Here is a 23,302-nt window from a genome sequence, read left to right as displayed (position 1 = left end):
CGATGACCAACATCTCAAGGGCGCTCGCAGTCTCTTTGCTGTCGGGCGCCTTTTTCATGACGACCACAGGCGCGTTCGCGCAGAGCAGCACGACCCCGCCGACCACGGCCACGCGTCCCACCGCGCCGGAGCAGAACTCGCTGCCCAACGCAACCGCTCCGCCCGCCTCGACCACCCAGACCACCGGGCAGAGCAGCACCGACCCCAAGATTCAGGAGATGAACCAGAAGGAAAAGGACAAGGTGGATCGCCAGGGGAAGTAGTAGTTTCGCGTCTGCCCATCGTGCCCTCGCCCCTTGCGGGAGAGGGCAGCGACGCTGGTGGCGACAAACTCGCTTGGGTAAGGGGTTTGTCTCCGCGAGCGCTCGTCGCAATGTGTGTACGCGGATAGGACCCCTCATCCGGCGCGCGCCACCTTCTCCTTCTCCCGCAAGGGGAGAAGGAAGACAGCAAAATGCGGCGGACGTTGCCGTCCGCCGCATTTGCCCCCAGAGGCTCCGCTTCTTTCGATCCGCCTGCGGAGCTTATTTCTTCAGCGCGAACACCCAGACGACGCCGCCTTGCGGCACGTTCGCCTCGATGCCAATGTTATTGGTCACGAGTGCATCCTGGATGCGCTGCGCGTCGACGCCCCAGCCCGACTGGATCGCGATATACTGGGTGCCGTCGATCTCATAGGACACCGGCATGCCCATGATGCCGGAGTTGGTCTTCTGCTCCCACAACAGCTCGCCGGTCTTGGCGTTGAAGGCGCGGAAGTTGCGATCGTTGGTGCCGCCGACGAAGACGAGGTCGCCCGCCGTCGCCGTCACCGAACCGAACAACTGGGATTTCGGGAAGTTGTGCTGCCACACCTTCTTCCCCGTGGCGGGATCCCAGGCCTGGAGCTCGCCGAAATGATCCGCCCCCGGCTTGGTCTTCAGGCCGATGTCTTCCGGCTTGGTGCCGAGCCAGAGCTCGCCCGCCTTGAGCGGAACCTTCTCGCCCGTGAAGCCGCCGCAGAAATTCTCGTTGGCAGGCACGTAGACGAGGCCGGTCTTCTGGCTATAGGCCGCCGACGGCCAATCCTTGCCGCCCCACAGCGACGGGCAGAACTCGACCCGCTTGCCGATGACCGGCTTGTGCGCGGGATCGACGATCGGCTTGCCGGTCTCGTCGATGCCCTTCCAGACGTCGGTCGCGACGAACGGCCATCCGGCGACGTAATTGATCTTGGTCGGGGTGCGCTCCAGCACCCAGAAGATCGCATCGCGGCCGGGATGGATCAGGCTCTTGATGGTGCGGCCATCGCGTTGCAGGTCGATCAGCATGGGTGCATCGACCTCGTCCCAGTCCCAGGAATCGTTCTGGTGGTACTGGTGATAGGTTTTGATCTTGCCGTTGTTCGGATCAAGCGCGAGCACCGACGAGGTGTAAAGATTATCGCCCGGATGCGTCTCGCCCGGCCACGGCGCGGCGTTACCGACGCCCCAATAGATCGTCTTGGTATCCTTGTCGTAATTGCCGGTCATCCAGGCAGAACCGCCGCCGGTCTTCCAATCGTCGCCCTGCCAGGTGTCGTGACCGGGCTCGCCCTCGCCGGGAATGGTGAAGGTGCGCCACAGCTCCTTGCCGTCCTTGGCGTCGAACGCGGCGACGTAGCCGCGCACGCCGAGCTCACCACCGGAGCCACCGACGATGACCTTGCCCTCGATAATCAGCGGCATCAGGGTCATATACTGACCCTTCCTGTAGTCCTGCACCTTGGTGTCCCACAGGACTTTGCCGGTCTTGGCGTCGAGCGCGACAACGTGGTCGTCGGTGGTGGCGAGATAGAGCTTGTCCTCCCACAGGCCAACGCCACGATTGGTTGGATGCAACTGGAACAGATCGTCGGGGAGCTGCCGCTTGTAGCGCCAATATTCGTCGCCGGTCCTGGCGTCGATCGCGATCACCTGTCCCATCGGGGTCGTCACGAACATCACGCCGTTGTTGACGAGCGGCGGTGCCTCGTGGCCCTCGACCACGCCGGTGGCAAACGTCCAGACCGGGGTGAGATTCTTCACGTTCGACGTGTTGATCTGGTCGAGCGGGCTGTAGCCCTGCCCGTCATACGTGCGCCGATAGAGCATCCAGTTGCTGGGTTCCGGATTTTCCAGGCGCTGCTGGGTCACCGGAGAATAATTCTCGATCGGGCCGGCGAACGCGGCGGTCGAAACGAGACAGGTGAAGGCGACGAAGCCGGACAGGTACCATTGCTTCCTGGTGACCGACGTTTGCTTGGACGTTTTCATGGACGTTCCCCTTTTTCATCCGTTTGAATTCTTGTTTTGAATTGTTATTTTGAATTCGTATCGTTCGTCCCGTCGTCCGCCCCTCGGCGGATGCGGCCTCTCGTGACGCGGGCATGTCCCGCACCGTCCGTCATCCTGGCTGCACGCCTCCCACCTTTCCGACGAAGTTACCGGCGACGCTGAGCGAGCCGTCGGCGAGCGCAATCGGCAGGGCGGCGAGCCGCCGCGGCGCCGGCCCGAACACGACCTGCGCGCTCGCACGGGGATCGTATTCGGAGTTGTGGCACATGCACTTGAACACCTCCTTGTCGCCGACGTCGCTCTTGACCCAAGCGGTGACAGGACAGCCGGCATGCGAACAGATCGCCGAATAGGCGAGGATGCCGTCGACGGCCCGCGCACGGGTTTGCTCGTCGAGCTCGGCGGGATCGAGACGGATGATCAGGATCTCGTTGAGGCGAGAGGCGTTGCGTACCACCGATGTGCTCGGATCCTTCGGCCAGGCATGCACCGGCGGTCCGCCCCTCGGGATGTCAGCGGAGGTGATCAGCCTTCCTTCCTGCTCACCTTCGGAGAAGACCAGCTGGTCGCCCTTCTTCGGACGCTCGTCGGAGCCGGGCGGATCCTCGCCCGCGCGAGCCTGCACGGAACAACCGAGGCACACGGTGGTCGCGAGCGCCCCAAGCAGCAGCGTTCGCCGCGTCTGCTCCGCACTTGCGTCGATGTCAGGCTCCGCGGTGCTCTCGGAGGATGAGGAGGTGATGCTGAATGATGCGCGCGACATGCCCGCTAGCAGGCGCTGGAACTCTGCCGAAATGAAGGCGGAGAATTGGCGCCGCAGTGCATCAATATGGCTTTGCTCGCGTTGATTGAACGCGAGTGAACGCATTCAAACGCGTTTTCGCAAATTCTACGTCGTACCGCGCGAGCGGCATGATGATTTTGCAGACCAGATCGACGATGTCGGAATTGGTGCGGCGCGCTGCCGATCACGCAATGCAACTTCGAAGCGATACATTGCACACTTCGCAGGCAGGCTCGTCGTCAGGACCTCAGCACGTGACGCGGCGCGGCGATACGGCCGGCAATCGTCGCCGATGCCATCTCAAAACTGTCGGCGATGCGCCGCGCCTTGTCGATGAACAGCGCGGCTGCCGGGGGCGGGCAAACCTCGCGCGCGGTCTGTTCGAACAGATCGAGCCAGCTGTCGAAATGATCGCCGATGAGGCTCAGCGGCATATGCGCCCGCATCGGCGAGCCATGATAGCGGCCGCTCATCAGGACGACCGACGACCAGAAATCCCGGAGCTTGGCGAGATGCTCGTCCCAGTTCTGCACGATCGCGAACACCGGTCCCAGCAGCGCATCCTCGCGCACGCGTCCGTAGAAGCGGGTGACGAGTTCCCCGATCATCTCTTCGGTAATCCCGGTGCGCTCGATCGCATCCTGGGTCAGCAGGTTCCGCCGTGCGACCGCAGCTTCGCGCTCGGCCTTCAGTCGATCCGACATATCCTTCGTTTTCCGTTCCGTTGGTCCCGCCAGCCGCCCGTTCGACATTGTCAGGCCAATTGCGAGCGGCGTCTTTGTCGCAGCGCAAATGCGGGAATCAGGCGGCGGACGCTGAACGCCCGCCGCTGGCGCATCGATCAGGCGCCGTAAGTGTAAAAGCCCTGCCCGGTCTTGCGGCCGAGATGGCCGGCATCGACCATTTCCCTGAGCAAGGGGGCCGGGCGGTATTTGGGGTCGTTGAAGCCTTTGTAAAAGACCTCCATCACCGACAGCATGGTGTCGAGGCCGACCAGATCGGCGAGTGCCAGCGGCCCGATCGGATGGTTGCAGCCGAGCTTCATGCCGGCGTCGATCTCCTCGGCGGTCGCGATGCCTTCCTGCAGCGCGAAGATCGCCTCGTTGATCATCGGGCAGAGGATGCGGTTGACGGCAAAGCCCGGACTGTTCTTCGCGGTGATCGCCACCTTGCCGACGCGCTGGGCGAAATCGAGCGCCTTGGCATGGGTATCGTCGGAGGTCTGCAAGCCGCGGATCAGCTCGAGCAGCGCCATTACCGGCACCGGGTTGAAGAAGTGCATGCCGATGAAGCGGTCGGGACGATCAGTTGCGGCTGCGAGCTTGGTAATCGAGATCGACGAGGTATTGGTCGCGAGCAGCGTGCGCGGCGACAGAGTGGCGCAGAGGTCCTTCAGGATCTTGACCTTGAGCTCCTCGTTCTCGGTCGCGGCCTCGATGACGAGATCACAACTGGCAAGCTTCGCCCGGTCGGTGGTGCCGGTGATGCGCTTGAGCGTGGCGTCGCGGTCGGCCGCCGACATCTTCTCCTTCTTGACCAGCCGCTCAAGGCTGCCGCCGACGGTGGCGAGGCCGCGGTTCACCGCCGCATCGGAAATGTCGACCATCACGACCGAAAGACCGGCCGCCGCGCAGATCTGCGCGATGCCGTTCCCCATGGTCCCTGCCCCGATGATGCCAACCGTCTGGATCATTGCCTCAAATCCTTCTCATCCTGCGGCCCGTGCCAGCCGGCCAGGCGCCATTTTCCTGCATCAGGATCTAGCACCGCCACCGGGCTGGTGCGACCTGATCCTGCTCCTTTCCTTAAAGCATCCGAGGCTGGAATAAAGCCGCAAACGGCACGATTTGAGGGCCTCGCAGCCTGTTTGGCCCGAGCGATGTGCCGCATGCGCCCCCAATGAAGCCCCAAGGCTGTGGGGAGCTCCCGGCTCAATCCGCCGGGGCGGCTTGCGGCCCTCCCCGCGTCATCCGAGGCGAAGCACCTTGCCCGGATTCATGATGTTCTTGGGATCGAGCGCCCGCTTGATCGTCCGCATGATGTCGAGCTCGGTCCTGGAACGATAGTGCGAGAGCTCGTCGAGCTTCTCGATGCCGATGCCGTGCTCCGCCGAGATCGAGCCGTCCATGGAGGTGATGAGGTCGTTGACGGCCCGGGTGATCGCCGCGGAATACTGGCCGAGGGCGACGCGATCCATGCGCTTCGGACCCATGAAGGAGAAGTGGACATTGCCGTCCCCGATATGGCCGAGCGGATAGGGACGGATCGTCGGCAGGATGTCGAGCGCCGCCTTGAGGCCCTTGTCGATGAACTCGGGAATCCGGGAGACCGCGACCGACACGTCGTAGCTCAAGCCCGGCCCCTCGGCACGCGATGCCTCGGCCACGCTCTCGCGAATGCGCCACATGTTGCGCGACTGCGCCTCGGTTTGCGCGATCACCGCATCCAGCACCCGGCCGGCTTCAAGCTGGTCGGCCAGAAACTGCTCCATCAGCTCCGACATGCCCGCGCCGCCGTCCTCGCGCGGCCGAGCCGACGACCATTCCAGAAGCAGATACCACTCGGTCTCCGCCTTGAGGGGGTCCTGGGTGCCGGGAATGTGGCGCAGCACCATGTCGGTGCAGGCGCGGCTCATCAGCTCGCAGGAGCCGACATTGTCGTCGGACGCCGCGTGCGCCTCCGACAGGAGCTCGATCGCGGCGCTGGGATCACGGATCGCGAGCCATGCCGTGCAGACGTCTTTCGGCGCGGGCCAGAGCTTCAGCACCGCCCTGGTGATGATACCGAGCGTGCCCTCGGCGCCCATGAACAGGTGCTTGAGATCGTAGCCAGTGTTGTCCTTCTTGAGTGCGCGCAGGCCGTTCCAGACCTCGCCATTGGCAAGCACGACCTCGAGACCCAGCACCAGATTTCGCGCATTGCCATAGCGCAGCACCTGCACCCCGCCGGCATTGGTGGACAGATTGCCGCCGATCATGCACGAGCCCTGGGCGCCGAGGCTGAGCGGAAGGAAGCGATCATGGCGCGCGGCGGCGTCCTGAAGCGTCTGGAGGATGCAGCCTGCTTCCACCGTCATGGCATAGCCGACGGGATCGACACTCAGCACCTGGTTCATGCGACCGAGCGACAGCACGATGCCGCAGTGCGTGGGCCACGGCGTGGCGCCGCCCATCAAGCCGGTGTTGCCACCCTGCGGCACGATTGCAATGCCGTTGTCGTGGCAGAGCCTGACGACAGCGGAGACCTCCGCGGTGCTCGCCGGTCGCACGACCGCCGCGGCCTGCCCCGCCAACTCGCCGCGCCAATCGGTCACGAAAGGCTGCTTGTCCTGCTCGTCCAGGATCAGGCCCTTGTCGCCCACGATGGCCCGCAAGCGATCGACGATGGCTGGCGTCACGGGCGCGGTCGGAATCGAGGGAGCGATGGGAAGGGCTGCACCCGGCATGTATTCCTCTCTTTGCGGCTCTTCTGCGCGGCCTGAGGCGCGCCGGCCTTCGTTGTTGTTTTAAGTCCTGGACGTTTGCGCGATGAGCCTAGCATGAAGGTCACGCGTGCGGGAACGTCCCCCGCTGCGACGCTTGTGCAGACCTGCCGCGACGGCCCGTCGGGAAGCGCACTTCCGCCGCCGCCCGGCGTGCCCTACTGTGCCGCCATCAACCTGGATTGGAGATCATGAACCGCTTCTGGAGTCCGGTCGTCCATACGCTGTCGCCCTACGTCCCCGGCGAGCAGCCGAAGCAGGACGGCATCGTCAAGCTCAATACCAACGAGAACCCCTATCCGCCCTCGCCGCACGTGCTGGCGGCGATCGCCTCGGCCGCGGAACGGCTGCGCCTCTATCCCGATCCGCACGCCACACGCCTGCGCGAGGCGATTGCGGCCGGCTGCGACGTCGCGCCCGAGCAGGTGTTCGTTGGCAACGGCTCGGACGAGGTTCTGGCGCACACCTTCCAGGCCCTTCTGAAGCACGACAGGCCGCTGCTGTTTCCCGACGTCACTTACAGCTTCTATCCCGTCTATTGCCGGCTCTATGGCATCGTGCATGAGGAAGTGCCGCTCGATGCCGCGATGAGGATCGCGCTCGGCGACTACCGGCGTCCCTCGAGCGCCATCCTTCTCTGCAATCCGAACGCGCCCACCGGGGTCGCCCTTCCGCGCGAGGCGATCGCATCCCTGCTCGCCGAAAACCCGGATCGGCTGGTGGTGGTGGACGAAGCCTATGTCGATTTCGGCGCTGAGAGCGCCGTGCCGCTCGTCGCGCACCACGACAATCTGCTCGTCATCCAGACCTTCTCGAAGTCGCGCTCGCTCGCCGGCCTGCGGGTTGGCTTTGCGATCGGCCAGCGGCCACTGATCGAGGCGCTGGAGCGGGTGAAGGACAGCTTCAACTCCTATCCCGTCGATTGCCTCGCCATCGCCGGCGCCGTCGCTGCCATCGAGGACGACGCGTGGTTCCAGAAGACCCGCGCCCGCATCATCGCGAGCCGCGAAATCCTGGCTCGCGATCTCGAACAGCTCGGCTTCGAGGTGCTGCCGTCGCTCGCGAACTTCGTCTTCGCGCGCCATCGGAGCCGGAGCGGAGCCGATCTCGCCGCGGCGCTGCGCGAGCGCGGCGTTCTGGTCCGGCATTTCCGAAAACCGCGCATCGACGACTTCCTGCGCGTCACGGTCGGAACGGAGGAGGAGTGCGGGCGGCTGGTCGAGGTGTTGCGCGGATTGATCTGATCCGAAGACTTTAGAAGCCGCGCCGCCGCGGGAACTTTGCGCATTTCAAGGACGTTGGAACTGGTGACCAGGCGCCTCGTGGCCCCGGCGCCAATTCGACGGAGTTTCGCGATCTTTTCCGATGACCAAGACATCGACCATGGCGACCTCAGAAGTTCGACGACGCCATGGCTTACCAGCGGCGGCCCCGAAATTCGTCCCGTGGCAGGGAGCTTCGCATGTGATGTCCTGGTCGTGGGCGCGGGGATCACCGGCGCCATGGTCGCCGAAAGCTTCACGCGCCGCGGGCATGAAGTCGTCATCATCGACCGGGAAACGCCGGGACATGGCAGCACGGGCGCGAGCACCGCGATGCTGCTGTGGGAAATCGATCGTTCACTGTCCGAGCTCACACAGGCTTACGGTTTCGAACGCGCGGCGCGCTGCTACAACGCTAGCCTCCGGGCCGTCCAGGGCTTGCTGGCGTTGACGCGCCACTATCGCATCCCATGCCATATCAGGGATCGGCTGTCGCTCTACCTTGCGGTCGATGACAGCGGCAAATCCCTGAGAGAAGAGTCCGACCTGCGAGCGCGCGCCAACTTGCCCGGCGTGTTTCTCGACCATGCGTCCCTGCTCCGCCGGTTCGAGATTGCGCGCGCCGGTGCGATCCTGTCACCGCTTGTTGCTGATGCCGATCCGGTTGAGCTCACTCATGAGCTTCTGAAAGTTTCCATCGGACGCGGGGCTTCGATCCGGCAAGCCGACGCGACGGCTTTCGAAAGCGCCGGTGCCAAGGTCATCGTCGGGCTCCATGGCGGCTACGAGATCGAGGCCAACCGCGTGGTGCTGTGTACAGGTTACGTCATGCCCAGCATCGTGCGTCCGACCATCCAGCGCCCCACCTCCAGTTGGGCGATCGCCACACAGCCTCAGCCCCAGAACCTCTGGCCGGAAGACGTGCTGATCTGGGAGGCGAGCCACGACTATCATTATGCCCGCAGCACAGCCGACGGCCGGATCATCTTCGGCGGCGAGGATGATGATTCCGCGATCGAACCGCAGGCGCGCGAGGCGCTCACGCCCGCCAAGCGCGAACGCCTGAGGCAACAGCTTCGGGCGCTGTGGCCGCGGTCCTCCGACAGAATCGACTATTGCTGGTCGGGGGCGTTCGACACGACGCAGGACGGCTTGCCGTTGATCGGCCCGGTCCCCGGACAGAAGAATATCTTCGCCGCCTACGGCTATGGCGGCAACGGCATCACATTCAGCTATCTTGCGGCCGAACTGCTCGCGACCTTCTGCTCCGGAGGCAACTCTCCGTTGCTTGACGATTTTGCCATCGATCGTACCGCGTAAGGCTTCGATCGATCAAAGCGTTCCGCAGCTGGAACTCCTGATGCCCCTGCCCGCTTATAAGGCAAGGCTGCATCTGAGGAACCGCGATGGACACGGCGACGCTCGAACCAAAGGTGCAGAAGCGCGCCACCTTCCGCCTGCGGAATTTCTTTTCCACGCTCGGGCCGGGGTTGATCACCGGAGCCTCGGACGACGATCCCTCGGGGATTGGCACCTATAGCCAGGCCGGCGCACAACTCGGCTTCGGCATCGGCTGGACGATGCTGCTGACCTATCCGCTGATGACGGCGATCCAGGAGATCTCGGCGCGGATCGGGCGGGTAACGGGTCATGGCATCGCCGGCAATGTCTGCCGCAATTTCGGTCCTGCCTATGTCTGGGGCCTCGTGGTTCTGCTGTTCGCCGCCAACACGATCAACATCGCGGCCGATCTCGGCGCGATGGCGGACGCCCTCAAGGTGCTGATCGGCGGTCCGGGCATCCTCTATGTCGTGACCTTCGGCGCCGTCTCGGTGCTCGCCCAGATCTTCTTCGACTACAACCGCTACGTCGCAGTGCTGAAATGGCTGACGCTCAGCCTGTTCGCCTATGTCATTGCCCTTGCCGTCGTGAAGGTCCCCTGGACCGAGGCATTGAAGGGCGTACTCATTCCGCACGTCAGCTGGAACGCCGAATTCCTCACCACGCTCGTCGCCATCCTCGGTACGACGATCTCGCCCTACCTCTTTATCTGGCAGTCTTCGCAAGAGGCCGAGGAGCAACGGATCGACGACAACAAGACCCCGCTGAAGAAAGACACCTCGACAGCGGAGGCGGAATTCCGCCGCATCCGGCTCGACACGCTGATCGGGATGGCATTCTCGAATCTCATCGCACTCTCGATCATCATCACCACGGCCGCGACTTTGCACGCACAAGGCAAGACCGACATCCAGAGCTCAGCCCAGGCCGCGGAAGCGCTGAAGCCGATCGCCGGGCCCTTTGCAGAGCTCATCTTCGCGCTCGGCATCATCGGGACGGGCCTGCTGGCAATTCCCGTGCTCGCCGGCTCGACCGCCTACGCCATCGGCGAAGGCCGCCGCTGGAAGGTCGGGCTGTCCCGCAAACCCAAGGAGGCCATCGCCTTCTACACGGTACTCGGCCTCTCCGGCCTTTGCGGCATCGGTTTGAATTTTACGCCGATCGACCCCATCAAGGCGCTGTACTGGAGCGCGGTCGTCAACGGCGTGCTGGCGGCACCGGTCATGGTGATCCTGATGCTGCTGGTGCGGCGACCGAAGGTGATGGGCGATCTCGTGGTCACCGGCCCGCTGTACTGGCTCGGCTGGGCTGCGACGATCGCGATGGCCTTCTGCATCGTCGGCATGGTCGCCACCATGTTCATGGGCGCATCCTAGAATTTCAGCTCGCCGCTGTCGCCGTCCCCATTCTTGTCGTCTTCCGGATGAATCGAGTTCCCAAATCGCTCCTGCCGGGTATTCTGTGACTGTCGGCAAGACTCGCAAGGGATGATCCGTGAAGCGACTTCGCAGCCTCGATAACGACCTCCCGGAGGCCTGCCGTCCGACGCCCAAGCGTCGGGCCGGATGAACGACTTCGCCCGATCCATTGCCGCAGCCTTCCGGCTGATCGGCGACGCCGATTCCGAGCTGCTGGGCATCGTCGCATTGTCGGTGCGCGTCAGCCTGACGGCCAGCATCGTTGCGCTGCTGATCGGCGCGCCGATCGGGGCCTTGCTTGCGATCAACCGTTTCCGCGGGCAGCAGGTCATCATCGTGCTGACCAACGCCCTGCTCGGCCTTCCCCCTGTCGTGGTCGGGCTCGCGCTCTATCTCGTGCTGTCGCGGTCCGGCCCGCTCGGGGCGGCCGGCCTGTTGTTCACACCGGCGGCCATGATGATCGCGCAAACTCTGCTGGCGACGCCGATCGTGGTGGCGCTGGTACACCGGCCGGCGAGCCTGCTATGGGCGGAGTATGGCGACCTCGCGCGGATCGACGGGCTCTCCGCCTTGCGCAGCATCGCGCTGCTGTTCGCCCTCGGCCGGACCTCGCTGCTGACGGCCTTTCTCGCGGCGTTCGGGCGCGCGATCGCCGAGGTCGGCGCCATCATGATCGTCGGCGGCAACATCCGCGGCTTCACGCGCACGATGACGACCGCGATCGCGCTGGAAACCAGCAAGGGCGACCTGCCGCTGGCGCTCGGGCTCGGCCTGATCCTGCTGGCGCTCAGCGTCGCCGTGTCGACCGTGGCCTTCCTGCTAGTGGGACGCGTTGGGGAAAAATAGCTGCTCGCCGCCGACCTTGTAGCCCGCGATCGCGTCCTGCCCCTTCGGCGAGACCAGCCAGTCGATGAAGGCCTGCCCCTCCTTCGCCTTCACGTTTGAATGCTTGGCGGGGTTCACCAGCATGACGCCGTACTGGTTGAACAGCCGCTTGTCGCCCTCGGTCAGGATGGCGAGTTCGCCGCGATTTTTGAACGACAGCCAGGTGCCGCGATCCGACAGAAGATAGGCGTTCGACGACGAAGCCATGTTCAGCGCGGGGCCCATGCCCTGCCCGATCTCGCGATACCAGCTATCTTTGCCGGCTGCGATGTCGACACCCGCCTCCTTCCACAATCGCAGCTCCGCCGCATGTGTTCCGGACTTGTCGCCGCGCGAGATGAATGGCGCCTTCACCTGCGCAATCCTGCGCAGCGCCTCCGCGACGTCCTTGTGGCCTGCGATCTTCGCGGGATCGCTCTTCGGCCCGACGATAACGAAGTCGTTGTACATGACGTCGAAACGCTTCACGCCCTGCCCCTCGGACATGAATTTGTCTTCCGCCGGCCTGTCATGGACGAACACCACGTCGGCATCGCCGCGCCGCCCGATGTCGAGCGCCTGCCCGGTGCCGACGGCGACGACCTTGACCTCGATGCCCTCGGCCTTCGAGAACAGCGGCAGCAGATAGCCGAACAGTCCCGACTGCTCCGTCGACGTCGTCGACGCCACGGTGATGGTGCGGTCCTGCGCGAACGCGATGGTGGACCAGAGCAGAACCGCTCCAATGGCCGCTATTTTTCTCATGGATCGTCCTCCCCTCGGCTCCGCTCGCACTGATGCATCCTGAATGAAGCATATTAGTTCGCCCGCGTCGCGAACGCTGTGCAGATGTTCTGCAATTGGTCCCATCCACATTGACAGCGATGTGACGGCCGGGGCAGTTTTTCGCATTGCTGACGAATCAGCGATTGCCTCACGCCGAGTACCTCTTGGATAACTCCCTGTGCTTTCGAGACTGATATCGTTGCTGCGCCGCATTCCCGCGGTGAAATGGGCGTTCACCCGGCTTCGGCCTTTGCCGCACAGCGGCAGCATCGACGTCGCCTCGAGTGCCGCAACCGATTCCACCGCTGCCGACATCGCAGAAGCAACGCCGGCTCTCGACAGCATCGTCGCCGAGCCGTTGCAGTGCGACGGCGAGACGGTGGCCGTCGAGGAGGTTTCGGTCTCGACGGTCGAGCGCGAGCCCGTTGATGCTCCCGAGCTCGCCAACGATGATCCGGCCGTGGAACTGCCGGCGAACGGTGAACCTGCCGCCGACGAAGAGGCACCGGCACCGCCTGCCGAGACCGAGAGCGAGCCGTTCGATGCTGCTGAGCCCGTCATCAGCAGCCAACCATCGTTCGAAGCCCCGATCGAGGTCGAGCCCGTCGCCGCAGATGAGGTATCAATCTCGTCGGTCGACGTCGCGATCGCTGCGGTTGATGCTCCTGCTCCCATCGTCAACGATGAACCCTGCTCGGGAGTCGTCGTGGATGTTGAACCGATCGTCGTAGCGGACGCCTGTGTTGCTACCACCGTTGGCGAAGTCTCGACGCCGGCTATCGCTGAGGACAGCATCGAGGCCGATCCCTCCACAAGCGTCGCGGCCGAGATCGAGCCGATCTCCATCAACCCTCCCGCGCCGGTTACCGCACTGACCGCGGAGGCCCCTCCGAGCGCCATCACGCCTGTCGCGCCGGAACCGGTCCTCGTGCCCCCAGCCCCGAAGATCTCCAGCGCGCCGAAGGCGCGCGCCAGGATCGCGGACCCCGTCGATCGCGCCACGCTGATCCGGCAGCGCTGGGCGGAGACCGGGATCAGGATGTGGAATCCGCGGCTTCACGGCACCGGCGATGCCACACTGAACATCCAGGGGCGCGTCGAACTGCTGCCGCCTGCGCCCGGCGAAACCATGCCGCGCTACGACAAGCTGGAATTCAGGGTGCTGGGCGGGCAGATCGTCTGCGAGGGCATCATCGTCGAGGCCCCTGCGTATGCGGGCCAGCGGAGTTTCACGCGGCTCGCCGAGCCCGAAAAGACCGACCGGGTCCGCGAACCGGTGCGGGAACGCCAGGCCGTTCTCGCCTGACATTGTTTTCCTGCGGCGACACCACCATGTGCTAGCTGATATCCTGACCATGGGAGATCGCATGCCCGCAAAAGTGTTGCCATTGATCGCGATCGCCGCCCTCTGCGTCTCGCAGGGAGCCTTTGCCGCCTCCGGCAAGCGGCACCACACCTATGTGACCGATCCGGCTGCGCCCTACAAAGCCGACCGGCTTTCCTCCTCGCGCGGCGAGACGATCCTCGACACGCCCGGCCAGACCACCGTCCTGACGCGGCAGGTGCTCGACGACATGAACGCGAGAAGTCTGCGGGATGCCATGCGCTCGACCGCCGGCGTGACGATCGGGCGTTAGGCGTCCAGCGCCGCTTGTTGTCAGGGAATCGGATAGCCCTTCCAGACCCACTCCAGTGCCGACGGCAGTGTTTGCGCGATGGTCGGCCGGTCAACGTGCTTGGCGTTGCGCACGAACAGGAACTGGTAGTGGTAGCCCCTCTCCGCCAGCACCTTCGCCGTCAGCGCGTTCGACAAGGTCCAGTCGTGCATGCCGTCGGGAATGGTGGGATTCGGATAGAACAGGTCCTGGTCGCCGCCGAAGAACCAGAAGCGGATCGGTTTCACCGGCGCAGCGGCGATCAGCGGCACACCGGGCGGCTCGGCCGGCGTCAGCACGCCGGCCTTCGAGATGAGATTGGGTCCGGCCGGCCCCGTCCACGCGCTGTGATATTCCCAGGCGCCGCCGCGCAGCGACGGATCATGCGGCCATTGCTGGTTGACCATCGTTGGCGAGAAGGCCAGCACGCGGCGATAGAGATCAGGATAGAACCACGCCATGGTGAAGGCGGCCACGCCGCTCGAGCTCAGCCCCATGGTCGCTCGCCCGTCGGGATCCTTGGTCAGCTTGACGTCGGCATTCGCCTCGACAAGCGGCAGCACCTCGCGCTCGACGAACTGCGCGTAGGCGCCTGACACCGCGTCATATTCGCGGCCGCGCTGGCTGCCCTGCGCGTCCTGCCCGCCATTGCCGATCTGGATCGCGATCATCGGCGGCACACGGCGCTGCGCGATGAGATTATCGAGCGTGGTGGCGAGGTCCTTGTAGGCGTTGGAGCCGCCGTCGCCGATCACGATGAACGGCGCTTCGGTCCCGCGCACATATTGCGCAGGCACGTAGACGTCGATCGTACGCGACCAGATTCCGGGGTGGCTTGTGGTGACGATCATGTGCGACTTGTCGTCCGGCGCGGTCACGGTGGTCATGATCGAGGAATTGGTGCAGCCGGCAACGTCGTCACGGATCAGGCCTGGATTGTAGATCGTGCTCTGTTTCGACGAGAGCGTGAACGACTTCGTCGTGCCGCGCGGCACGCCCTCCTTCGCGATCGTCTCCGGCGCTGGGTTGTGGGTCGGGCCGATGATGAAATTGCCTTCGGCTCCCGGTGGCGGCAGCGTTCCGTCTGGCAACTCGGTCGCACGCGGATAGTTGGCGCTGAGAGGATCGCGCGTCGGCGGCGAGGTCTTGAAATCAAGCCCTGTCGTGTCGATGAAGAACGGCGCCGCCCTGTCGGTGGTGTTGGCGCCGGGCGGCACGGCCATGTTCTGGGTGACGCAGGCCGGCTGGGCCAGGGCTATCGAACCGCAGGAAACGAGGCAAATCAGCGTCCCCGCGAGGACGGTCCATGAATCGGTCATTTCAGCTCCCGGTACCGACGAGTCTTTCTGGCCCGTCTTGCCGCAAAGTATGACGGGATGCCCGCACGCGGTCAAACGACGAGGGCCGCGCTGCAACGATGGCCGCCATGCTCAAACCGGGCGGCGACCGCTATTCCGCGCATGCCGTGAAAATTTGATGGCACGAGGCCGTTGCTGCCGCACCGTCCACCACGTAGCTTGCGCACCGGCCGCCGCGCGAAAGCCGTCCGGTCAGAATGACAAGAACACTCCGGGAGGCAACCTATGAAGAAGCTCACGGCCGCGCTGTGTGCGCTGGCATTTTTCGCAACCGGCGCGCAGGCGCAGACGGTCAAGGATTTCATTGCGGCGGTCACCAAGAAATGGACTACGCCGTTCGAGCCGTTCCAGCTGATCGACAACATCTATTATGTCGGCACCGACGGCATCGCCGTCTACGTCATCAAGACCTCGCAAGGCCTGATCCTGATGGACACGGCGCTTCCACAGTCGACCGGCATGATCAAGGACAACATCACGAAGCTCGGCCTGAAGGTGGCCGACATCAAGATCATCCTCAATACGCACGCGCATTTCGATCACACCGGCGGCTTCGCCGAGGTCAAGAAGGAGACCGGCGCGCAGCTCATCGCCGGCGAGCGCGACAAGCCGCTGCTCGAAGGCGGCTACTATCCCGGCGACGAGAAGAACGAGGATCTCGCCTTCCCCGCGGTCAAGGTCGATCGCACCGTGAAGGAAGGCGACAAGGTCACGCTTGGCGACACCACGCTGACGGCGCACGCCACTCCCGGCCACTCGCCGGGCTGCACGAGCTGGGAGATGACCGTCAAGGACGGCGGCCAGGACCGCCAGGTGCTGTTCTTTTGCAGCGGCACGGTGGCGCTGAACCGGCTGGTCGGCCAGCCAACCCATGCCGGCATCGTCGACGACTACCGCGCGACCTATGCCAAGGTGAAGGCGATGAAGATCGACGTCCTGCTTGGACCGCATCCCGAGGTCTACGGCATGCAGGCCAAGCGCGCGGCAATGAAGGACGGCGCACCGAACCCGTTCGTCAAGCCCGGCGAGCTCGCGACCTACGCGACCAGCCTGTCGGAGGACTTCGACAAGCAGCTCGCCAAGCAGACAGCGGCGCTAGAGAAGAAATAGTTTACTCTCTCTGCTGCAAGGCCGCCTGTCGCCTCTCCCTGAACGGGAGGCGATAGGCGCGACGGCCGTCAGCCTGGCCGCGCGGCAATACGCTGCACCGCTCCGTCACGTGCATGGTTAGCACGTCGTAGCTACGGTGATTATCGGCAACTGGTGCCCGAGACGGTACGCCTCGGCCGCCGGATATCCTTAACATGGCCTCACCAATGCACGCGGCCGGAAAATCCGCGGTAGCGTGCAACCTGTGCAGGCTCCTCCCGCGAAGCCCGCCTAACGCGACCTTTACTCCCGCCAGGCAAGATCGCCGATGTTTTGAAGGGATCCGGGGCTCGTATTGCAATGCCTGTCGTCGATTTGAAGTCTCACATTGCCGCCGCGGTGCGTCTGTTTCGCGTTCCCGCCGACAACCCGGACCTGACGCGCGCGCAGTTCAACGCCTTCTCCAAGCAGATCCCGCTGCTCTACTTCATCCTCATGAGCAACACGATCGCGGTCGCCTACACCTATGTGAACGTGGCGCCGGACTGGCTGACGATCATCGTCCCCTCCGTGCTGACCGTGCTCGCCGCGCTTCGAACCTTCTGGTGGCTGCGCCAGCGCCACCTCGTGCGCAGCGATGCCGACATCCTGCGCAACCTGCGCTCCACCAACTGGATGACGCTACCGATCGGCGCCGGCTTCACCGCATGGTCGTTCGCGCTCTACCCTTATGGCGATCCCTTCGCCAAGAGCCAGGTCGCCTTCTACATGGCGGTGACCGTGATCGGCTGCATCTTCTCGCTGATGCATCTGCGCTCGGCGGCGCTGATCGTCACCCTGGTCGTCGACGTGCCCTATGTGCTGTTCTTCTGGGCGACGGGGGAGCCGACGCTGAAGGCGATCGCGGTCAACAACCTCCTCGTGTCCGGCGCGATGGTGACGGTGCTGTTCATCTACTATCGCGACTTCGCCGACCTCGTCGCCAGCCGCAAGTCGCTGCTGGCGCAGCAGGCCGCGACACAGGCGCTCTCGGACGAGAATTTCCGCCTCGCCAATCTGGATTCGCTCACCGAGCTGCCGAACCGCCGCCGTTTCTTCGCCGAGCTATCGAGCGCCTTCGCTGACGCCGAGCGCAGAAAGGTTCGCGTCGCGGTCGGGATCATCGACCTCGACGGCTTCAAGCCCATCAATGACAATTACGGGCACTCGGTCGGCGACCGCGTCCTGATCGAGGCGGGCTGTCGTATCCGCGAGGTCTGCGAGGGCTTTGGTCCGCAGCGGGTAGAGTTCGCCCGGCTCGGCGGCGACGAGTTCGGTCTCGTCGTGTGCGGCGACCCCGATGATTCGGACCTGACGCGGCTCGGCGAACGCATCGGCGACCATGTCAAGCTCCCTTACCAGCTCGATACTGCCCATACCGGCCTGTCCTGCTCGATCGGCTTCGCGCTGTTTCCTCAATCGGCAACGACGGCAGAGGCGCTGTACGAGTGCGCCGACTATTCGCTCTATCACGCCAAGCGCCATCTGCGCGGCCGCACCGTGATCTTCTCGAGCGAGCTCGAAGCCGAGATCCGCAGCCGCGGCGTAATCGAGACTTTGCTGCGGACCGCTGATTTCAACACCGAGATGGACCTCGTGTTTCAACCGATCGTGGACGCCATGAGCGAGCATACCGCCGGCTTCGAAGTCCTGGCACGCTGGCGCAGCCCCCGCCTCGGCCTGGTCTCGCCGGCCGACTTCATTCCGGCCGCCGAGCGCATTGGCCTGATCCGACCACTGACGCAGGCGCTGCTCGGGCGCGCGCTGGCGACTGCCAGGACCTGGCCCGACGAGATCCGACTGTCGTTCAATCTCTCCGCCCACGACGTCTGCGCGGCCGAGGGCATCCTGCCGCTGATCTCCATCATCGAGAAAAGCGGCGTGCCGCCCCGCCGGATCGATTTCGAGATCACCGAGACCGCCGTGACCTTCGATTTCGCGCGTGCGCAGCAATCGATCGCGACACTGAAGGCCATGGGCTGCGGCATTTCGCTGGACGATTTCGGGACTGGCTATTCCTCGCTGAGCCACGTGCACCGGCTGCCGCTCGACAAGATCAAGGTCGACCGCAGCTTCGTCGCGGACATCAACGAAAATCCGGTGAGCCACAAGATCATCAAGTCCCTCGCGGGCCTGTGCGACGACATGGAGATTGCCTGCGTCGTCGAGGGCGTCGAGACCCGCGCCCAGCTCGACAGCCTGCGCCGGCTCGGATGCGACTTCATCCAGGGCTATTATTTCGCAAGGCCCATGCCGGGCGACGCGATTGGCGACTATCTCGCGAACGAACGGCAGCGGCTCGACCACGCCGGTGCCAAGGTCGTGGCTTGAGACCCCTCACACCGCGCAGTAGCGCTCCTGGATGTCCTTGTCGGCCAGCAGCGCGGCGGCGCTGCTCTCATGCACCACTTCGCCCTGATCGATGATCACGGCACGGTCGGCGAGCCGCAGCGCCCATTCGACGTTCTGCTCGACCAGCAGCAGCGTCTTGCCTTCGTCGCGCAGGCGGCGGAACAGCACGCCCATCTCCTCGACCAGGACAGGCATGATGCCTTCCGAGGGCTCGTCGAGCAGGATCATTCTTGGCTTGGCGATCAACGCGCGGGCGATCGCCAGCATCTGCTGCTCGCCTCCCGACAGCGTGACGCCGTCCTGATCAAGGCGCTCCCTGAGGCGTGGGAAGGTCTCGGCAATCTCGTCGATCGCGGCGCGCTCCTCGATATCGCTTCCGGCCGCGACGAGGCCGAGACGAAGGTTCTCGCGCACGGAGAGTCCGGGAACGATGCGGCGCTCCTCCGGCACGTATGCCAGACCGAGATGAAAACGCTGATGGGCGCGGAGCGACAGCAGCTCCCTGCCAGCAAAGCGCACGCGACCCGTGGTCTTCGGCATCAGACCCATCATGGCCCGCAGGGTCGTGGTCTTGCCGGCGCCGTTGCGGCCGACGAGAGCGACCACTTCGCCCGGATTCACGTGCAGGGAGATGCCGTGGAGGATGTGACTCGCGCCGTACCAGGCGTGGAGATCATTGATTTCGAGCAGCGCGGTCTCAGCCATAGCCTTCACTCTGTCCGAGGTAGACCCGGCGGACTTCCGGGTTGCTCCTGATCTCGTCGGGCGCGCCGTCGGCCAGCAGCCGGCCGTGGTGCAGCACCACGACGCGCTTGGACAGGCCCAGCACCATCTTCATCTTGTGCTCGACGAGGAGGACGGTGCGCTTCTCGGCCAGACGTTCGAGCAACGCGACCATGTCCTTGGTCTCTTCAGGCCCCATGCCCGCGGTCGGCTCGTCCAGCAACAGTAGCTCGGGCTCGGAGACCAGCGCGATCGCGATCTCCAGCGCACGCTGCTGGCCGTGCGACAGGAACTTTGCAAGTTCGCCGCGCCTGGAGAGCAGCCCGACGGCGTCGAGCGCAGCATCGGCGCGCGCATTCAGCTCGGTCAGCCGGGCGCGGTTGCGCCAGATGTCGTAGCTCACGGTCAGCGCCTGCGCCGCGACGCGGACGTTCTCGTGCACGGACAGGTCCGGGAAGATGTTGGTGATCTGATAGGACCGTGAGATGCCCTGATGCACGAAACGGTGCTGCGGCAAGCCGCTCAGCTCGTGTCCCCTGAAGTGCAGCTTGCCCGATGTTGGGGTCAACGCGCCGGAGAGGATGTTGAAGAACGTGCTCTTGCCGGCGCCGTTCGGCCCGATGATCGAAGTGAGCTGCCCCGCGGCAAAGGACACCGTGATGCCCTCGAGCGCTGTGAATCCGCCAAAGCGCTTGCCGATCCCCTCGACGCGAAGCAGTTCGCCGTTCATGGCCGCGCCTTTCCGATGCCCAGGGCGTCGAGCATCGTGCCCCAGATGCCCTTGGGCAGGAACAGCACGAACAGGACGAAGATCGCGCCGACGAAGATCTGCCAATGCGGCGTCCAGAGCGAGATGACGTCCTCGAGGATCAGGAAGCTCGCCGCCCCAACGAAGGGCCCGAAGAAGCTACGCGCGCCGCCGAGCAGCACCATCATCACGATCATGCCGGAGGTCTGGTAGTGCAGGAGGTCCAGCGGCACGATCGACAGATGCAGCGCCAGCATGCAGCCGCCGAGCGAAGAGATCGCGCCCGACAGCATGAACACGATCAGCTTGCTGCGTTCGACGTCATAGCCGCAGGCCCGCGCCCGCTGCTCGTTCTCGCGGATCGCCTCGATCACGGCGCCGAACGGCGAATTCAGGATGCGGGACTGGAACCACATCGCCAGCGCCGCGAAGGCCATCAGCACGTAATATTTGTTGACGGGGTCGAGGAAGTTGACCTGAAAGCCGAAGAGACTGATGCGGTCGACCGTGAATCCGCGCAGGCCGTTCTCGCCGCCGGTGAAGGAGGAGGCCTGCAGCGCGACGTAATAGACCAGCTGCGCCAGCGCCAGCGTCACCATGGAGAAATAGATGCCCCGGGTGCGAGTCGAGACCATGCCGATCGCGGCGGCGAGGCAGGTGCTGAGAAGGACGGCGATCGGTACCGCGGCAAACCAGGGCATGCCGTAGCGGCCGATTGCAATGCCGGTGAAGTAGGCGCCCGCGCCGAAGAACGCCGCCTGGCCGAACGACAGCAGCCCGGTGTAGCCGAACAGCAGATTGTAGCCCATCACCACGACACCGTAGATCAGGACGTTGACGGCGAGCGCCTGCGACGGCAGTAGCCAGGGCAGCACGGCCAGCACCGCAATCGACAGCAGCACGCGCTGCTCGAGGAGCCAGGTGAGCCCGCTGGACCCCGGTTTGGCGACCGCTTCGCCGCTCGATGGTGACGTCACGCGGTCCTCCCTCTCACGCCGAACAGGCCCTCCGGACGGATCAGCAGCACCACCGCCATCAGCGCGAACATCACGATGGTCGCCATTTCAGGGGCGAACAGCGCGACCAGGCTGATGGAAATGCCGACCATCAGGCCGGCCACGACCGCGCCGACGATCGAGCCGAGGCCGCCGATCACGGTCACCACGAAAGCCTCCGCCAGCACCAGCGAGCCCATCTCCGGATTGACGCTGCGCATGGGCCCCGCGAGCACGCCGCCCAGCGCGGCCAACCCGACCCCCAGCCCGAAGATCGCAAGCCAGACCCGTCCGATATCGACACCGAGCACCTGCATGATGGTGGGATCGCGAGCGCCGGCGCGCACGATCAGGCCGACGCGGGTCTTCTCCAGCGTGAGCCAGAGCGCCAGCAACACCACGGCGACCAGCGCGATGACGAACAACCGGTAGCGCGGGAAGAAGCCGATGCCGAGATCAAGCACGCCGACCAGCTGCGGCGGCGTCGGAAACGGAATACCGTCGCTGCCGAACACGATGCGCACGCCCTCGACCAGGATGTAGCTGAGGCCGAAGGTGAGCAGCAACGGATCGTCGATCGAGCGTCCATAGAGCCTGCGGATCAGGACGAATTCGATCAGCATGCCGAAGGCGCCGATCAAGATGGGCGCGAGCAGCAACCCCCACCAGAAGCTTCCGGTGAGCGATGCCAGATACAGCCCCGCATAGGCCCCGATCATGAACAGCGCGCCATGGGCGAAATTGACCACCCCCAGCATGCCGAACACGATCGTCAGTCCAAGCGCAGTGATCACCAGGACCGCGCCAAGCGCGATCCCGGAGAGAAGCTGCATGATGATCAGCGACAGGTCCATGGTAACAAGCTTCAGGTCGCGTGGCCGAGCTCGCTGCAGCTGCGCAGCATGTCGTCGGAACCTGCGTCATTGGCCAGGATCGCGAACAGATCGTTGTCGTTGGCCATGGCAGACTTCTTCTTGGATTCCAGTACCAGCACCGACTGCACCGACTGATGGTCGCATTTGCGGTAATGCTGAGGCCCCTTGGTCAAATCATATTGCAACTTCTCCAGGGCATCGACGACCTTGTCTGTGTCGGTGCCGCCGGCGGCCTGCATCGCAGCCAGCAACGATCCGACGCCGGAATAGCCATAGGCGCCGTAGTCGGTCGGGATCGCGCCGCCATTGGCGGCCTTGAACGCCGCGTTGAAGCTGGCAGCCGACTTGCTCTGCGTCTCCAGGCCCCAGAAATAGTTGGAGCCGCCGACGACGCCCTCGAACACGTCGGGGCCGACCGCAAGGCGCTGGTTGTGCAGGATGACGGGCACGACGATCTTCATCTGCTGCTTGACGCCGAAATCCACCGCCTGCTTGATCGCGTTGGCCTGGTCGCGGCCGAAATTGGAAATGCAGAGCACGTCAGGCCGCAACGACATCAGGCGCGGCATGAAGGTGGAATAGTCGGCCGCACCGAACGGATGCAGGATCTCGCCGACGGTCTCGGCGCCGATTGCGGTCTGCGCGCGCTTGAAGCCACGCAGCATCTCGTGGCCATAGGCATAGTCGGCGACGAGATGGGCGACCTTCATGCCCTTCTTCAGGGTCTGGCGCGCCACGGCAGCGGTCGTCATGTGCGGATTGAGCGCCTCGTGGAAGGTGTACTTGCTGAAATCCTTGGCCTCGTTAATGGTGTCGGACTGGCTGATCGAGACGTAGATCACGCCGCGGGCGCGCGTGACTTCGTTGACCGCAAGCTGCACGGCGCTGGAGAGCGCGCCGACTACGGCATGAACCTTGTCCTTCTCGATCAACTCGAGGGTACGGGTCGCGGCTTCGCCCGCGTTGAGCTTGTCGTCCCGCACCAGGAGCTCGACCTTGCGGCCACCGACGCCGCCCTTGTCATTGACGAGCTTGACGGCGAGCTCGGCGCACTTGACCTGATCGCGCGCTTCAGCAGCGAATGGGCCGGTGAGCGGCGTCGGAAAGCCGATGCGGATCGTCTCGTCCGCGGCACGGCCGAGGCGAGGCATGGTGAGCAGGGCCGCACCGGCCGACAAGCCGGCGAGCGCGGTGCGGCGGGTGATCTTCGAAGTCGAACCGGATTTGGGCATGAATTC

Annotated in this window: 21 protein-coding genes; 9 read left to right on the top strand and 12 right to left on the bottom strand. The window is 64.5% G+C overall.

Annotation, left to right across the window (positions count from 1 at the left end):
• The first annotated feature begins 2 nt into the window (after positions 1 to 2).
• Positions 3 to 263 (top strand): hypothetical protein, encoded by a 261-nt coding sequence (locus FNV92_RS10355; protein WP_015684619.1) that lies wholly within the window; start codon positions 3 to 5, stop codon positions 261 to 263.
• Positions 264 to 524: 261 nt separating this feature from the next.
• Here the strand turns inward: FNV92_RS10355 and FNV92_RS10350 are convergent, their stop codons facing one another.
• The 5 genes from FNV92_RS10350 to FNV92_RS10330 form a co-directional block, all read right to left on the bottom strand.
• The gene (locus FNV92_RS10350) at positions 525 to 2,273 is read right to left on the bottom strand and encodes a methanol/ethanol family PQQ-dependent dehydrogenase (protein WP_015684616.1); all 1,749 of its coding nucleotides are present in this window, start codon (positions 2,271 to 2,273) and stop codon (positions 525 to 527) included.
• 130 nt (positions 2,274 to 2,403) lie between these two features.
• A complete protein-coding gene (locus FNV92_RS10345) occupies positions 2,404 to 3,057 on the bottom strand; it encodes a QcrA and Rieske domain-containing protein (protein ID WP_143841068.1) in 654 nt (217 codons plus the stop codon).
• A 260-nt stretch (positions 3,058 to 3,317) separates the two neighbouring features.
• The gene (locus FNV92_RS10340) at positions 3,318 to 3,782 is read right to left on the bottom strand and encodes a group III truncated hemoglobin (RefSeq protein WP_143841069.1); all 465 of its coding nucleotides are present in this window, start codon (positions 3,780 to 3,782) and stop codon (positions 3,318 to 3,320) included.
• A gap of 137 nt (positions 3,783 to 3,919) precedes the next feature.
• Positions 3,920 to 4,771, bottom strand: a complete 852-nt coding sequence (locus FNV92_RS10335; RefSeq protein ID WP_143841070.1) for a 3-hydroxybutyryl-CoA dehydrogenase — start codon at positions 4,769 to 4,771, stop codon at positions 3,920 to 3,922.
• Between the two features lie 273 nt (positions 4,772 to 5,044).
• Complete coding sequence (locus tag FNV92_RS10330) at positions 5,045 to 6,523, bottom strand: FAD-binding oxidoreductase (RefSeq protein ID WP_143841071.1); 1,479 nt, start codon at positions 6,521 to 6,523, stop codon at positions 5,045 to 5,047.
• A gap of 227 nt (positions 6,524 to 6,750) precedes the next feature.
• Here FNV92_RS10330 and hisC point away from each other — a divergent pair, with 227 nt between their 5' ends.
• The 4 genes from hisC to FNV92_RS10310 all read left to right on the top strand — a co-directional run bounded on the left by hisC (position 6,751) and on the right by FNV92_RS10310 (position 11,426).
• Positions 6,751 to 7,803, top strand: coding sequence for a histidinol-phosphate transaminase (hisC, locus tag FNV92_RS10325; RefSeq protein WP_143841072.1), 1,053 nt, complete (start codon positions 6,751 to 6,753; stop codon positions 7,801 to 7,803).
• 258 nt (positions 7,804 to 8,061) lie between these two features.
• Positions 8,062 to 9,141, top strand: coding sequence for an NAD(P)/FAD-dependent oxidoreductase (locus FNV92_RS10320; protein ID WP_416377757.1), 1,080 nt, complete (start codon positions 8,062 to 8,064; stop codon positions 9,139 to 9,141).
• 86 nt (positions 9,142 to 9,227) lie between these two features.
• Positions 9,228 to 10,538, top strand: coding sequence for an Nramp family divalent metal transporter (locus tag FNV92_RS10315; RefSeq protein WP_143841073.1), 1,311 nt, complete (start codon positions 9,228 to 9,230; stop codon positions 10,536 to 10,538).
• 189 nt (positions 10,539 to 10,727) lie between these two features.
• Positions 10,728 to 11,426 carry an ABC transporter permease gene (locus FNV92_RS10310; RefSeq protein ID WP_143841074.1) on the top strand — a complete coding sequence of 233 codons (699 nt, stop codon included), beginning with the start codon at positions 10,728 to 10,730 and terminating at the stop codon, positions 11,424 to 11,426.
• Here FNV92_RS10310 and FNV92_RS10305 read toward each other — a convergent pair.
• The gene (locus FNV92_RS10305) at positions 11,400 to 12,209 is read right to left on the bottom strand and encodes an ABC transporter substrate-binding protein (protein WP_168213272.1); all 810 of its coding nucleotides are present in this window, start codon (positions 12,207 to 12,209) and stop codon (positions 11,400 to 11,402) included. The genes FNV92_RS10310 and FNV92_RS10305 overlap by 27 nt on opposite strands.
• 199 nt (positions 12,210 to 12,408) lie before the next feature.
• Here FNV92_RS10305 and FNV92_RS10300 point away from each other — a divergent pair, with 199 nt between their 5' ends.
• Together FNV92_RS10300 and FNV92_RS10295 are read left to right on the top strand one after the other, a co-directional pair.
• The gene (locus FNV92_RS10300) at positions 12,409 to 13,536 is read left to right on the top strand and encodes a hypothetical protein (RefSeq protein ID WP_143841076.1); all 1,128 of its coding nucleotides are present in this window, start codon (positions 12,409 to 12,411) and stop codon (positions 13,534 to 13,536) included.
• A 61-nt stretch (positions 13,537 to 13,597) separates the two neighbouring features.
• Complete coding sequence (locus FNV92_RS10295) at positions 13,598 to 13,867, top strand: TonB-dependent receptor plug domain-containing protein (RefSeq protein WP_015684604.1); 270 nt, start codon at positions 13,598 to 13,600, stop codon at positions 13,865 to 13,867.
• 20 nt (positions 13,868 to 13,887) lie between these two features.
• Here the strand turns inward: FNV92_RS10295 and FNV92_RS10290 are convergent, their stop codons facing one another.
• Positions 13,888 to 15,204 carry an alpha/beta hydrolase gene (locus tag FNV92_RS10290; RefSeq protein ID WP_143841077.1) on the bottom strand — a complete coding sequence of 439 codons (1,317 nt, stop codon included), beginning with the start codon at positions 15,202 to 15,204 and terminating at the stop codon, positions 13,888 to 13,890.
• A 264-nt stretch (positions 15,205 to 15,468) separates the two neighbouring features.
• On the opposite strand from FNV92_RS10290, the gene blaBJP reads away from it, so the two are divergent.
• The gene (gene blaBJP, locus FNV92_RS10285) at positions 15,469 to 16,353 is read left to right on the top strand and encodes a BJP family subclass B3 metallo-beta-lactamase (protein WP_143841078.1); all 885 of its coding nucleotides are present in this window, start codon (positions 15,469 to 15,471) and stop codon (positions 16,351 to 16,353) included.
• Between the two features lie 339 nt (positions 16,354 to 16,692).
• Positions 16,693 to 18,702 carry a putative bifunctional diguanylate cyclase/phosphodiesterase gene (locus FNV92_RS10280; protein WP_143841079.1) on the top strand — a complete coding sequence of 670 codons (2,010 nt, stop codon included), beginning with the start codon at positions 16,693 to 16,695 and terminating at the stop codon, positions 18,700 to 18,702.
• A gap of 6 nt (positions 18,703 to 18,708) precedes the next feature.
• Here the strand turns inward: FNV92_RS10280 and FNV92_RS10275 are convergent, their stop codons facing one another.
• From FNV92_RS10275 to FNV92_RS10255, 5 genes are read right to left on the bottom strand one after another with little or no spacing between them, the layout of a single operon-like run.
• Entirely contained in the window at positions 18,709 to 19,428 is a 720-nt protein-coding gene (locus FNV92_RS10275) for an ABC transporter ATP-binding protein (RefSeq protein WP_015684600.1), read from the bottom strand.
• A complete protein-coding gene (locus tag FNV92_RS10270; RefSeq protein WP_143841080.1) occupies positions 19,421 to 20,176 on the bottom strand; it encodes an ABC transporter ATP-binding protein in 756 nt (251 codons plus the stop codon). Before FNV92_RS10270 ends, FNV92_RS10275 begins: the two co-directional genes overlap by 8 nt.
• The gene (locus FNV92_RS10265) at positions 20,173 to 21,171 is read right to left on the bottom strand and encodes a branched-chain amino acid ABC transporter permease (RefSeq protein WP_143841081.1); all 999 of its coding nucleotides are present in this window, start codon (positions 21,169 to 21,171) and stop codon (positions 20,173 to 20,175) included. The genes FNV92_RS10270 and FNV92_RS10265 overlap by 4 nt, the downstream gene beginning before the upstream one ends.
• Positions 21,168 to 22,043 carry a branched-chain amino acid ABC transporter permease gene (locus FNV92_RS10260; RefSeq protein ID WP_143841082.1) on the bottom strand — a complete coding sequence of 292 codons (876 nt, stop codon included), beginning with the start codon at positions 22,041 to 22,043 and terminating at the stop codon, positions 21,168 to 21,170. Before FNV92_RS10260 ends, FNV92_RS10265 begins: the two co-directional genes overlap by 4 nt.
• 11 nt (positions 22,044 to 22,054) lie before the next feature.
• Complete coding sequence (locus FNV92_RS10255; RefSeq protein ID WP_143841083.1) at positions 22,055 to 23,296, bottom strand: ABC transporter substrate-binding protein; 1,242 nt, start codon at positions 23,294 to 23,296, stop codon at positions 22,055 to 22,057.
• Between the last annotated feature and the right edge of the window lie 6 nt (positions 23,297 to 23,302).

Origin of the sequence: Bradyrhizobium cosmicum (assembly GCF_007290395.2) — a bacterium.
GTDB classification, from domain to species: domain Bacteria; phylum Pseudomonadota; class Alphaproteobacteria; order Rhizobiales; family Xanthobacteraceae; genus Bradyrhizobium; species Bradyrhizobium cosmicum.
Note: the sequence above shows the minus strand (reverse complement) of the source record. Positions and strands in the feature narration are given on the sequence as shown.

Excerpts from the sequence above, each read along its gene's own strand:
- FNV92_RS10290 (WP_143841077.1), bottom strand. The coding sequence starts at position 15,204 with ATGACCGATTCATGGACCGTCCTCGCGGGGACGCTGATTTGCCTCGTT.
- FNV92_RS10340 (WP_143841069.1), bottom strand. The coding sequence starts at position 3,782 with ATGTCGGATCGACTGAAGGCCGAGCGCGAAGCTGCGGTCGCACGGCGG.
- blaBJP (WP_143841078.1), top strand. The coding sequence starts at position 15,469 with ATGAAGAAGCTCACGGCCGCGCTGTGTGCGCTGGCATTTTTCGCAACC.
- FNV92_RS10295 (WP_015684604.1), top strand. The coding sequence starts at position 13,598 with ATGCCCGCAAAAGTGTTGCCATTGATCGCGATCGCCGCCCTCTGCGTC.
- FNV92_RS10315 (WP_143841073.1), top strand. The coding sequence starts at position 9,228 with ATGGACACGGCGACGCTCGAACCAAAGGTGCAGAAGCGCGCCACCTTC.
- hisC (WP_143841072.1), top strand. The coding sequence starts at position 6,751 with ATGAACCGCTTCTGGAGTCCGGTCGTCCATACGCTGTCGCCCTACGTC.
- FNV92_RS10255 (WP_143841083.1), bottom strand. The coding sequence starts at position 23,296 with ATGCCCAAATCCGGTTCGACTTCGAAGATCACCCGCCGCACCGCGCTC.
- FNV92_RS10270 (WP_143841080.1), bottom strand. The coding sequence starts at position 20,176 with ATGAACGGCGAACTGCTTCGCGTCGAGGGGATCGGCAAGCGCTTTGGC.
- FNV92_RS10350 (WP_015684616.1), bottom strand. The coding sequence starts at position 2,273 with ATGAAAACGTCCAAGCAAACGTCGGTCACCAGGAAGCAATGGTACCTG.
- FNV92_RS10280 (WP_143841079.1), top strand. The coding sequence starts at position 16,693 with ATGCCTGTCGTCGATTTGAAGTCTCACATTGCCGCCGCGGTGCGTCTG.
- FNV92_RS10320 (WP_416377757.1), top strand. The coding sequence starts at position 8,062 with ATGGTCGCCGAAAGCTTCACGCGCCGCGGGCATGAAGTCGTCATCATC.
- FNV92_RS10335 (WP_143841070.1), bottom strand. The coding sequence starts at position 4,771 with ATGATCCAGACGGTTGGCATCATCGGGGCAGGGACCATGGGGAACGGC.
- FNV92_RS10355 (WP_015684619.1), top strand. The coding sequence starts at position 3 with ATGACCAACATCTCAAGGGCGCTCGCAGTCTCTTTGCTGTCGGGCGCC.
- FNV92_RS10260 (WP_143841082.1), bottom strand. The coding sequence starts at position 22,043 with ATGGACCTGTCGCTGATCATCATGCAGCTTCTCTCCGGGATCGCGCTT.
- FNV92_RS10345 (WP_143841068.1), bottom strand. The coding sequence starts at position 3,057 with ATGTCGCGCGCATCATTCAGCATCACCTCCTCATCCTCCGAGAGCACC.
- FNV92_RS10330 (WP_143841071.1), bottom strand. The coding sequence starts at position 6,523 with ATGCCGGGTGCAGCCCTTCCCATCGCTCCCTCGATTCCGACCGCGCCC.
- FNV92_RS10275 (WP_015684600.1), bottom strand. The coding sequence starts at position 19,428 with ATGGCTGAGACCGCGCTGCTCGAAATCAATGATCTCCACGCCTGGTAC.
- FNV92_RS10305 (WP_168213272.1), bottom strand. The coding sequence starts at position 12,209 with ATGAGAAAAATAGCGGCCATTGGAGCGGTTCTGCTCTGGTCCACCATC.
- FNV92_RS10310 (WP_143841074.1), top strand. The coding sequence starts at position 10,728 with ATGAACGACTTCGCCCGATCCATTGCCGCAGCCTTCCGGCTGATCGGC.